The sequence below is a fragment of the Phormidium pseudopriestleyi FRX01 genome (assembly GCF_017313335.1).
In the GTDB taxonomy this organism is placed as follows: Bacteria; Cyanobacteriota; Cyanobacteriia; order Cyanobacteriales; family Laspinemataceae; genus Laspinema; species Laspinema pseudopriestleyi.
Map to the genome: position 1 here is coordinate 1 of NZ_JAFLQW010000393.1, position 9,798 is coordinate 9,798.

A 9,798-nucleotide genomic window follows, 5' to 3' on the forward strand; every position below is an offset into this window, starting at 1 on the left:
ACTGGGCGATCGCCTCATCCAGCAGAGTCTCTAAACTTTTCTGTTCTTGCATTGCCACCTGTACCCGTTGGGTCAAAGCTTCGCCGTGAGCTCAGCCGAACGGTTTGGGGGTCAGGTTTCCAAATTTAGGGTGATTTCTAGCATGGTTTCATCCTTTGAGCTATGATATTTTATCAAATTGTCCCAGCAACCCAGTTTCTTGCCGCGATCGAGGTTTATTGCAAGTCGTCCTCTGTAAGTCCAGCATCCTTGAGAATAGCTTTCAAGGTTCCAGTCGGTAAATCTCAGTTGCTATGGACTGGAATTGAGAGAATAGCCGTAACTCCTTCTTTTGCATAGATATGATGGCTGCCTGTGATTCGTTTTAGCTGCCAACCCTGCCGTTCAACAATTTTGCAGAGTGCTTTCCCAGAAATCGACTTCATAAAGACAACTCAATGAACTGTTTTTCCGGGGTAACTTCTTGTTGTTCACCCGCCACTTCCAGCCAACCCTGAACCGCATCTGCAAGCATCTCTAACAACTCTTCATAACTCGATGCCCAGGTGTGACAACCGGGAAGGGCGGGGACTGAACCGCACCAGACATCATCTTCTTGCCAAATCATTGCTTTAATTTTCATCGTTTATCTCTAATGGCTATCTAATCAGGATTTTAGCCCATCCGTTAACGCCTCACCCCCATCGGGTTAAGAAAGCCCCTTTCTCAATCCCTCAACCCCTCCAACCGCAGCCAATACACCCGCCCCAACCTATCCCCGCCACTTCTGTCATTTTTCTCATCTCTAGTTACTCTTAATCATCTGGTTTTTTGACTTCACAATTGGTTAGTCCTCTTGCCTTTTTAATGAATTTTTCATCAAAACTGTAGAGCTTCTCACAATCTTGACTTTGCGCCAGATGGAAAGCATCGGCAAAATCTAAACCATTTTCATGCCACAGCAGAGCTTGATCAACTAATATTGGATTATTCAGATAAACATTGGGGAGTCCTAGCAGTTTTCGTAAAGCTGAACAGACTTGATCCGATTTAAACTGATAGGCAAATCTCAGCACCCATTCCGTTTCTAGGATAACGGTGTCAGGAATGAAGATTTCAGGGTTTTGAAAAATTTCCAGACTTTATTTGATATTGAACTTGATCGTCTTGTGTTAAAAGCCGAACTACAATATTCGTATCGACGCTAATCATGCCATTGCCCCTGAATACCTTGGCGAATGGCAGCTTCCATATCTTCTAGGGTTTTGGGGGGACCTTGATATTTCAAACACCCGGCAACTTCATTTAAGGTTGTGGTAAAAAAAGGGGATTTAGGCTGAATTAAAATCCCTTTGCCAGTGTCCGTTAATATAATTTCTGTTCCGACTTCTAAGGGATAGTTTTTTCGCATTTCGGGAGGAATAATAACCTGTCCTGTTTCAGAGACTTTAATGATTTTCATGGATAAATCAGGTAAGTTTTAGGGAAATAATTTGAAATCCGATCCGCTGCCCAGTTCCGGGCTACCATCATATAGCCCATCCAGGAAGGGGTCAGGGGTTGCAGGAGATGCAGAAAGGGTGTTAGAGGCTAAATTTGCTTGTAAATACTGGGTAACTGCCTCATCCAACAGACTCTCTAAACTTTTCTGTTCTTGCATAGCCACCTGTACCAGTTGGGTCAAGGCTTGGGGGTCTGGTTTCCAATTTAGGGTGATTTCTAGCATGGTTTCATCCTTTGAGCGATCATATCTTATCAAATCGTCCCAGCAACCGGGTTTCTCAAAACTTCTCACCCGAACCTATCTACATGACCCTAACTGGGTAAGCACGAACTGTTGAGTCCACGGTTGCAATGATTAAATCGTTGTGCAAAGCTTGGCAAATGAGCATCCGATCAAATGGATCGCGATGCAAAGACGGCAGTTTAGCCAATTCCACCACGCTAGTTTCATCAAGGGCAAGGCTGGCAATTTGATGGAGTTCCCGTTGTTTGGGTAAATAAATTCCGGGATGTTCTGGTAAGGGTAATTTGCCTAACTGGTATTTAACAATGGCTTCCCAAACTGAAACCACACTTAAATAAACTTCGTTATTTGAACCCTTGAATAGCATCACGAACCGGAGCGGATAAGCGGGTTTTACCACTGATAAACCATGAAAAAATATGGGTATCGAGCAAAATTTTCATTTTCCCTCGAAGGCATTGAGGATATCTTCGGGTAAAGGAGCATCGAAATCATCAGGGACGACAAATTGTCCGGCACATAATCCATAAGGTCGCCATTGCTGACGAGGGGGAATGGGTCGAATTTCGGCGATCGCCTCATGCGATCGCACAACCACTAAAGTTTCACCCTCTTCGACTCGGCGCAAGTATTCCAATGGATCCCGTTGAATTTCCTCAATCGTTACTCTAACCATAAAAAAACACCGATCACACGAAAGCATTTGCTACAAACTAGCCCAGAAACCTACAGCCTAGAAACCTTCTGTCATCACCTCTGCCTCCTCACCCAAATCTTACAAAGAAACCCGTAGCAGGAAGGGGGTCTGGTTTCCAATTTAGGGGGATTTCTAGGATAGTTTCATCCTTTGAGCGATCGCATCTTATCAAATTGTCCCAGCAACCGGGTTTCTTGCCCTCCACCCACATCCCAGAAACCCTGTTGTTGCCATAACTGCTGCCGCCTCACCCCAATCGGGATAAGAACCCGGTTTTCAACCCCTCAACCCCTGCAACCACAGAAAATGCACCCGCCCCGACCTATCCCCGCCACCACTGTCACCCCATCCGGGGCAAGGGCACAGAAACGCATCTTAGCTTTCCCGGTAAACGTGGCTAATGCTTTACCTGTCGCTAAGTTCCACAGTTCCAGCGTCTGATCCTTAGAAGCAGCCTATAATGAATTTAATCCTAGTATTGAGCGAGATATTCTATGACGGCAAAACGGCTAGAAATCGAGGGGACTTGGGAAGAAATTGTCAGTCATTCCGATGCTTTAGCTGGATGTCAGGTTCGGGTTGGGGAAGGAGCGATAATGGGGTGTGCGCTCTCTGGTGTTTTTATGAGTCAGCAACCCACCGACGGCCCTCACAACCTGCATCTGCTTTCTACGCTCCGGACGGAGTGGGTGTGGGAGGAGATTGAGGGGATTGATGAGCCGAGGCGGACGAAGGTGGATCTGATTGGTATTGACCCCACCTTTGATGTGGGGGCGAATTTTTCGATGAATGTGGCGATCGGGGAATCGGTTTGTAAACGATGATCCCTCATCGAATCCTGAAATCCTCTTTGAAATCGTCACGCCTCTTGGCTTTTCAGTTCGCACAACTGCCGAGTATTGGCAGTTTATTGTCACCGTTAAGCATCCAATCATGATCAACCGCTTGACCGACGTACAAAATACATTAAGTGACCCAGACGAAGTTCGTCTTAAGTAACACTGATGCTCAGGTTTACCTATTCTACCGTAATGAGGGTACAAAACGTTGGGTCTGTGCTGTGACTAGACGCTTAAATGGAGAAGGATTTTTAATCACAGCCTATCGAACCAGTGCTATTAAGGAAGGAGAGCAATTATGGCAGAAGTAAAAGTATTCTACGATCGCACCGGCAATACACTTGTTGTCTGGTTTGGTAATCCTCAAGATGAGGTTGAAGCCGAAGAAACGGGCGATGAGGTGATTTTAATGAAGGATCAACAGGGGCAAGTGATTGGGTTTGAAAAGCTCAACTTTTTACCTCCTTCTGATAATCCCCTACGCATTGCCTTTGAAACAGTAGCTCTGTAAGTTTGTGGTCATCGCTTTGGCAATGCTTACCCGATGATGGCTAAAGTTATCACTACAAACCTTTTAACTTTGCCTGGATCATGAGTCAGCAATCCACCCACGGCGGGAGCATCCCGTTTTGCTCAATTAGATAACAATCGAGAGAAGCAGGCTGCGATATTTAATTTTTTGATGATCAATGCTCAAATGAGCGGGACTGGGGGCAGAGGGGTTGACGGTCGGATCTGGTGTTGCGATCGCTTTAGATTCCTGGTGATCTTTTGTGTTCCACAGCGCAGAAACCCCATTTCTCAACCCCTCAAACCCTCCAACCGCTGGGGCTGGCAGTATGTATTCCCAGCCGCCTACCGTTCTCGCGACCCCCATTCCGTCGCCGTTCGCCGCCACCACCTCTTTGAAGATCGCATTCAGCGCAGGATGAAGCAAGCAAAACAACAAGCCGGTATTGCCAAGCACGGTAGTTGCCACACCCTCCGCCATAGCTTCGCCACCTACTTACTTGAGGATGGCTACGACATTCGCACCGTGCAAGAACTTTTAGCCCACAAAGACGTGAAAACTACCATGATTTATACCCACGTTCTCAATCGCGGCGATCGAGGTTTTCGCAGTCCTTTAGATGAACTGGTTTAACGCCGTACTCACAGGTAAATTGTGAGCGCAGCGAGTAATTTATCCCTGTGCAGCACTTGGTTATATCTTTATTCTTCAGCCTGAGACATTAGCCTAATTTCTTCATCAGTTATCCCATCTCTACCAACTAACTTATAGTGTCGCTCATCCACTACTGAAAGATGGAAAATAGCATTAGTTTCTTCAACTGCCAATTCTAGAATAGCGACATCATTTTCAGATAAGAATTGCAATGCAATAGGTTTGCAAATCGCGTTGGGGTAACGAGCCTTGCAAAACTCTATATCTTGCATGACTTGCACTATTCCAAACCTGTCTCCTGGAGATTTAGCCTGACAAGGAATGACAAAGTGTGCACCTTTTTTATTAACACCCAGATACACTTCATCAATTTCAATCTGCCCAACATTTTGAATGTTTGTTCTAAGGTGATTCTGAATGGAATAACAAGTTAACCCAGTAAAGATATCGACAAGTCGGTTATATCTAACTTTGGTAAGAAGCGCTTGTTCATCCGTGCCTGGGGCATACTTTCTTACAATCTCAGGAGTTGCATCAGGAACCTTTACCCTTTGCCTGTTTATAGTAGGCACAATTTTGCCAGGTGATGCCAATCTGAATTCATACGCACCTATACCTGTCCCAATTATTATCCATTCCGAATTGGCTGGGCATTTACTCTTTATAGCCTCAGGTAACTCTTTGCGAAATCTATATGAGTATGGAATATCACCAAGGTTTTTAATGCGTAGAATCCCTAAGTCATCACACGCCTGCGCCAATTCATCTCGATTAAAGGCAACCTTGATGTCGCCATCGACATAATTATTAATAAAAACCCTTTCAATAACCTTGTTGTACTTGCTCATGCGACAGCCTTATCCAACCTTTTTCTTTTAGGAATTACATCATCTGGGATTTCCCAGTATTTTGACGCTTGCCCCATGTTGTAATTTAACAAATCTTCATCCTGACGAGTTAGCACATAGGTCTCAAATTCTCTAGGATCTAAATTCATAGCTTTAATAACTTGACTTCCCAACGACTTAGATAGAAATGGAATCACTGCATTCCCAATCTCTCTAAAACCATGCCAAATAGTGTTATGAAAACGGAACCAATCAGGGAATGTGTGTAATCGTGCTGCTTCTCTGACAGTTATGCACCGGGGTTCAGAATAGTGTATTGGCCTGGGTGCAGTATATGCGCCTTTATCACTAGCTGTTCCAGCTCTTAGCGTATTGCATTGACCATTCATTGCTATCTTAAAAAATCTACTTGTTTTTTCTACAGAGCCTGGATTGGTCGCCCTAAATTTTTCAATTGATTGCTCTGTATGCTTAGAGCCAATATGACCATAAACCTTATTTGAGACTTGTCTCGTATGGCATAGTGAATATTCACCACTTGACTTGAGTGAAAAGTTGTTTCTTAACCCTGAATAATCCAACTGCGAAGAATCTATACCGCTATCGCCCTCGGTAAACGCACGATGTTTCACTAGATCACTTATTGCATCTCCGCACGTTGATAGTGACAACAAGCCTAAATCAAGCAGCGCAGGCTCTGCTGTATCAATATCCGCATGAGTTTGTACAGGGTATGTGGCTTTCTCAACATCTAACCTTGAGCCAACAAGAATGAGTCTTTTCCTCTTCTGTGGTGCGCCATAAAGAGACGCATCAAGGATGGATACGGGCTTTTCAACCGAGTATCCAATACTTTCAAACTCAACGATTAATTCATCTAAAAACTTCTTGTGCTTGCCTGATGCAATTCCAGGGACGTTCTCAAATATGAAATATTTAGGTCTTATTTCCTTTATTATCCGAACGTACTCGAATACCAATGCATTTCTAGGGTCATCAAGCTGTCGCTTTCCTATATGAGAAAATCCTTGACATGGTGGGCCGCCCGCTATTAAATCTATTTCGCGAGAAAATCCTTTTTCCTCTACAGCCTTGAGTAAATCTGGTGAGGCAAGCCTAGAGATATCCTTACAAATGTTTGCACCGTAAGGAAAATTGAAGTGATGTACTAATGTGTGAATAGCATCAAATTCAACGGCAGCAGCAATGTCAAATCCAGCGGCTTCTAAACCGAGAGACATTCCGCCACCTCCTGAAAAAAGATCAATAGCTACGGGTCTTTTCATGCTCTATCCAAAAAAGTTATCACTATACATTAAAACGCCAAGATTTTTGAGTGTTCGATGAGATATAACTATTTATTAGACCGGAAAACCATTATAATACCTCAGCGGGGTGTTGTCAAGCGCTTGCGGTCTAACTCGGATATTATGGGTGTTATCTAGCAGTTGCAGGATAACACCCCAATTGAGAGACTTTTACCGCAGCCAGCGTCATGGAAAGACCACAGCAACCTAAACTCCTCGATCGCGTGCGCCAGACTGCCCGCTTTCGGCATCTCAGTCGCAAAACTGAAAAATCGGACCTGTAGTACATTTGAGACTTCATCCTGTTTCACCAGAAACGCCACCCCAGAGAGATGGGAACACCAGAAAGTACGCGCCTACCTATCCCACCTCGCTGTCGATCAGAAAATAGCCGCTTCCACTCAAAACGTTGCCCTCAGTGCCCTCCTCTTTCTTTACCGCCAAGTCCTGCACCTCGACTTACCAGATCTTGAAGGAATCGAGCGACCCCAACGCCCCAAACGCTTGCCGACTGGGTTTTCCCGGTCTGAAGTTCAGGCCATCCTTGCCCAAGTTGGCGATGGGACTGAAGGCTTGGTGATTCGCTAATTATTCCCGGTCATCCCCGCGAAAAAGTTAGAAAATCCGGCTAACACGGGAACCGCTAACCCCCCCCGCAGAACCCGCTAACCCCCCCGTGACGATGGAACCTAAGCCCACGAGGACGGTTCCGGCTAACAGTGGTCGATTGAGTTTCACCTGTCGCAGATAGTCCATAATGTGTCACCCTAGGGAGTCAGGTTATAGCGGGTAGTTGAGAATGTTCTGATTGTACCAGGATTTTCGGATAGGGCAATGCTGAGTCTCTGCTGGGTTATCGTTGACCCATCCACCAGAAAACAGGACTAACCACCCGTCTATCAGAGAAGGTTCTATCCTCTGGACAGGGGTCTCTTTCGCCATTTTTCGGTTTCTCATTCCAAAATCATGTGTCACTTTTGACCTAAGTTGTATCAGCTAATTAGTCTATTAGTAACCTGGTTAAAAAACATCTATAAAAACCCTTGACATTTTCCCAAAAAACAGCTATATTTCAAAAAGCTCTATTGCCTTAGAGAATAATTGACCTATGGCTGTTAACTTATTTGACGCCAACTTCTACCGCTCAGTGAACCCAGACTTGGCCGGTTTCAACGATGCCCAAGCCTTCCAACATCTGATTAATGTTGGTTTTAACGAAGGGCGGAAATTTTCCTTATATGTAGATCTAAACACTTACCGAGTCGGCAACCCCGACTTAGCCGCCGCAGGGTTGACCACCAACCAGCAACTCTACATTCCCTTTTCCGACCTGGGAACGAGATAAGTAGGGGCGAAGCATCCGCGCCAAAACCTTTAAAATTCACAAAATTTTATCTACGCGGATGCTTCGCCCATTGCCAATTTTACAAGATTAGGCAGAATTTTTATGAATAGCAAAAAAATTATCACCCAATTGTCAGCGGTTTTTGTTTTAACCCTCGGTTCGCTAATTCTCAGCCCAACAATAGCGAACTCTCAACAACTGACACAAGAAACCATAGAGCGCTGGGGGGATGATTTTTTCTACAGTGTTAATCCTCAACTGTCAAGAAGAAAACTTCGCGCTAATGAAACCCTATATATCCGAGAATGGAACGCCATTCAAAGAGTGGTTCCAACTATTTTAGTTTATCGAAATAATGAATGTATTCAAGGATATTCCTGGCTGCTGGTAAATTATGATGATAACAATGCGAGAGAGGGAAGATTATTAGTGAGTGAGGCTTTAGACAAAGTAGCAGATGCAATATTTTATTCCCGAAATCCTGAATTGGGAGGGCGCAAAATTCGCCCAGGAGAAACAGCCTTAGCGAATGAATGGATGCGAATTAGAAGGGCAGTTAGTTTGCTGCCTCCTTGCTTCTATTAATTGCTCGCTAATTTAAGTTTAAGGCTATAATTGGTAGTAGCTTTGGTAGGGTGCGTTAGCGGTTCAAAATATCCGGCGAAAGTCAAGGGAATATAATTCCCTTGACTTTCGCATCGATTATTCTGGTTAAAATGGTGCGTTAATGCAGATTATGGGAGATTTTGGTAATTATAGCAGGGATAGGCTGCGTCACCCCCATCCCGGAAACTGGGTTTCTATGACCATTTCATCACTGTAATTGAGGAAACAGCAATGTTGACTGGGGCGGTTTGTTTGATTCTGTTTTGAGTACCCGGTTCGCCTTTGATGAAGTCACTGATAACACAGGTATCGAGGAGGTATTGCATTAGAAAATTTCCGGTTCGCGAGGGGGAAGCAGTTCATCGCGATAGGACTCGAAAGCGGGGAAATCAGGGATTCCTTGATAAGACAAAATCGCTTCTGACCATTGGGACACTGAAATGGGTGGTGTTTGCATCGTGCGGCGTAACATTTGCAAAATTAAAGTAGGCAGGGGAATATTAGATTGTGTGGCTTGATGGATGAGGTCTTGTTCGAGGTCTGGCGGTAGGTTGATGGTAATTTGCATCGGTGATTTTCCTCAATTTATCCGTCTTCGATATTTTATCATCCTCCACAATAAACCCGAGGAGGATTCAATTTCTGCGGTGAGGATGGCTTCTGCTTCAGTGCCCAGTTTCGGGCTACCATGATTATAGACCACCGAGGAAGGGGTCAGGGGGAGTGGAGATACAGAAAGGGTGTTAGAGGCTAAATTTGCTTGTAAATACTGGGTAACTGCCTCATCCAGCAGAGTCTCTAAACTTTTCTGTTCTTGCATTGCCACCTGTACCCGTTGGGTCAAAGCTTCGCCGTGAGCTCAGCCGAACGGTTTGGGGGTCAGGTTTCCAATTTAGGGTGATTTCTAGCATCGTTTTATCCTTTGAGCGATCGCATCTTATCAAATTGTCCCAGCAACCGGGTTTCTTGCCCTCCACCCACATCCCAGAAACCCGGTTGTTGCCATAACCGCTGCCGCCTCACCCCAATCGGGTTGAGAAACCCGGTTTCTTATCCCCCAGCTTTCTCATTCCTTTAACAAAGCCTGAAATCGACTATTCTTGCGAAGGCGATCGAAATCACTCTCAGTTTTTGCCAACTCGCGATATTTTGAATCTAACTCAATCGCCCGTTGGAAGTTTTGGATGGCTAAATCTACATCACCTTGCAACCCATAAAGACAAGCAATATTATAGTAAGCATTTGCATAATCAGAGTCCAATGCT

Annotated in this window: 19 protein-coding genes; 6 read left to right on the forward strand and 13 right to left on the reverse strand. The window is 44.8% G+C overall.

Annotated elements, in window-relative coordinates; all coding sequences use genetic code 11:
• Positions 1 to 284: 284 nt before the first annotated feature.
• The 7 genes from J0895_RS26770 to J0895_RS14845 all read right to left on the reverse strand — a co-directional run bounded on the left by J0895_RS26770 (position 285) and on the right by J0895_RS14845 (position 2,402).
• On the reverse strand, positions 285 to 425 hold the full coding sequence (locus tag J0895_RS26770; RefSeq protein ID WP_207088835.1) for a type II toxin-antitoxin system HicA family toxin: 141 nt from the start codon (positions 423 to 425) through the stop codon (positions 285 to 287).
• Positions 422 to 622, reverse strand: coding sequence for a type II toxin-antitoxin system HicB family antitoxin (locus J0895_RS14820; protein ID WP_207088836.1), 201 nt, complete (start codon positions 620 to 622; stop codon positions 422 to 424). The genes J0895_RS26770 and J0895_RS14820 overlap by 4 nt, the downstream gene beginning before the upstream one ends.
• Before the next feature lie 172 nt (positions 623 to 794).
• Complete coding sequence (locus tag J0895_RS25980) at positions 795 to 1,055, reverse strand: PIN domain-containing protein (protein WP_340643523.1); 261 nt, start codon at positions 1,053 to 1,055, stop codon at positions 795 to 797.
• A gap of 128 nt (positions 1,056 to 1,183) precedes the next feature.
• Positions 1,184 to 1,441, reverse strand: coding sequence for an AbrB/MazE/SpoVT family DNA-binding domain-containing protein (locus J0895_RS14830; RefSeq protein WP_207088837.1), 258 nt, complete (start codon positions 1,439 to 1,441; stop codon positions 1,184 to 1,186).
• Positions 1,442 to 1,459: 18 nt separating this feature from the next.
• On the reverse strand, positions 1,460 to 1,705 hold the full coding sequence (locus J0895_RS14835; RefSeq protein ID WP_207088838.1) for a hypothetical protein: 246 nt from the start codon (positions 1,703 to 1,705) through the stop codon (positions 1,460 to 1,462).
• Positions 1,706 to 1,784: 79 nt separating this feature from the next.
• Positions 1,785 to 2,093, reverse strand: coding sequence for a type II toxin-antitoxin system VapC family toxin (locus tag J0895_RS14840; protein ID WP_340643524.1), 309 nt, complete (start codon positions 2,091 to 2,093; stop codon positions 1,785 to 1,787).
• Positions 2,094 to 2,165: 72 nt separating this feature from the next.
• The gene (locus J0895_RS14845; RefSeq protein WP_207088839.1) at positions 2,166 to 2,402 is read right to left on the reverse strand and encodes a type II toxin-antitoxin system Phd/YefM family antitoxin; all 237 of its coding nucleotides are present in this window, start codon (positions 2,400 to 2,402) and stop codon (positions 2,166 to 2,168) included.
• Positions 2,403 to 2,917: 515 nt separating this feature from the next.
• On the opposite strand from J0895_RS14845, the gene J0895_RS14850 reads away from it, so the two are divergent.
• From J0895_RS14850 to J0895_RS26990, 3 genes are all read left to right on the forward strand, one after another.
• Positions 2,918 to 3,247 carry a hypothetical protein gene (locus J0895_RS14850; RefSeq protein ID WP_207088840.1) on the forward strand — a complete coding sequence of 110 codons (330 nt, stop codon included), beginning with the start codon at positions 2,918 to 2,920 and terminating at the stop codon, positions 3,245 to 3,247.
• Between the two features lie 313 nt (positions 3,248 to 3,560).
• The gene (locus J0895_RS14855) at positions 3,561 to 3,773 is read left to right on the forward strand and encodes a DUF2283 domain-containing protein (protein WP_207088841.1); all 213 of its coding nucleotides are present in this window, start codon (positions 3,561 to 3,563) and stop codon (positions 3,771 to 3,773) included.
• Positions 3,774 to 3,944: 171 nt separating this feature from the next.
• Positions 3,945 to 4,406, forward strand: coding sequence for a tyrosine-type recombinase/integrase (locus tag J0895_RS26990; RefSeq protein ID WP_422894337.1), 462 nt, complete (start codon positions 3,945 to 3,947; stop codon positions 4,404 to 4,406).
• A 68-nt stretch (positions 4,407 to 4,474) separates the two neighbouring features.
• On the opposite strand, the gene J0895_RS14865 is transcribed toward J0895_RS26990, so the two are convergent.
• Complete coding sequence (locus tag J0895_RS14865) at positions 4,475 to 5,275, reverse strand: endonuclease (RefSeq protein WP_207088842.1); 801 nt, start codon at positions 5,273 to 5,275, stop codon at positions 4,475 to 4,477.
• A complete protein-coding gene (locus J0895_RS14870) occupies positions 5,272 to 6,561 on the reverse strand; it encodes a DNA cytosine methyltransferase (protein WP_242541327.1) in 1,290 nt (429 codons plus the stop codon). Before J0895_RS14870 ends, J0895_RS14865 begins: the two co-directional genes overlap by 4 nt.
• Positions 6,562 to 6,846: 285 nt before the next feature.
• Between J0895_RS14870 and J0895_RS14875 the strand changes: the two genes are divergently transcribed.
• Positions 6,847 to 7,170 (forward strand): phage integrase N-terminal SAM-like domain-containing protein, encoded by a 324-nt coding sequence (locus J0895_RS14875; protein ID WP_242541330.1) that lies wholly within the window; start codon positions 6,847 to 6,849, stop codon positions 7,168 to 7,170.
• 27 nt (positions 7,171 to 7,197) lie between these two features.
• On the opposite strand, the gene J0895_RS14880 is transcribed toward J0895_RS14875, so the two are convergent.
• Complete coding sequence (locus tag J0895_RS14880; RefSeq protein ID WP_207088843.1) at positions 7,198 to 7,338, reverse strand: hypothetical protein; 141 nt, start codon at positions 7,336 to 7,338, stop codon at positions 7,198 to 7,200.
• 352 nt (positions 7,339 to 7,690) lie between these two features.
• Here J0895_RS14880 and J0895_RS14885 point away from each other — a divergent pair, with 352 nt between their 5' ends.
• Both J0895_RS14885 and J0895_RS14890 read left to right on the forward strand, forming a co-directional pair.
• The gene (locus tag J0895_RS14885) at positions 7,691 to 7,927 is read left to right on the forward strand and encodes a hypothetical protein (RefSeq protein ID WP_207088844.1); all 237 of its coding nucleotides are present in this window, start codon (positions 7,691 to 7,693) and stop codon (positions 7,925 to 7,927) included.
• A 102-nt stretch (positions 7,928 to 8,029) separates the two neighbouring features.
• Entirely contained in the window at positions 8,030 to 8,512 is a 483-nt protein-coding gene (locus tag J0895_RS14890; protein WP_207088845.1) for a hypothetical protein, read from the forward strand.
• A gap of 346 nt (positions 8,513 to 8,858) precedes the next feature.
• Here the strand turns inward: J0895_RS14890 and J0895_RS14895 are convergent, their stop codons facing one another.
• The 3 genes from J0895_RS14895 to J0895_RS14905 all read right to left on the reverse strand — a co-directional run.
• Positions 8,859 to 9,101 carry a hypothetical protein gene (locus tag J0895_RS14895; RefSeq protein ID WP_207088846.1) on the reverse strand — a complete coding sequence of 81 codons (243 nt, stop codon included), beginning with the start codon at positions 9,099 to 9,101 and terminating at the stop codon, positions 8,859 to 8,861.
• A 12-nt stretch (positions 9,102 to 9,113) separates the two neighbouring features.
• A complete protein-coding gene (locus J0895_RS14900) occupies positions 9,114 to 9,353 on the reverse strand; it encodes a hypothetical protein (protein ID WP_242541328.1) in 240 nt (79 codons plus the stop codon).
• Positions 9,354 to 9,599: 246 nt separating this feature from the next.
• Positions 9,600 to 9,798: tetratricopeptide repeat protein (locus J0895_RS14905; RefSeq protein WP_207088847.1), on the reverse strand; the 199-nt coding region annotated here is incomplete at its 5' end.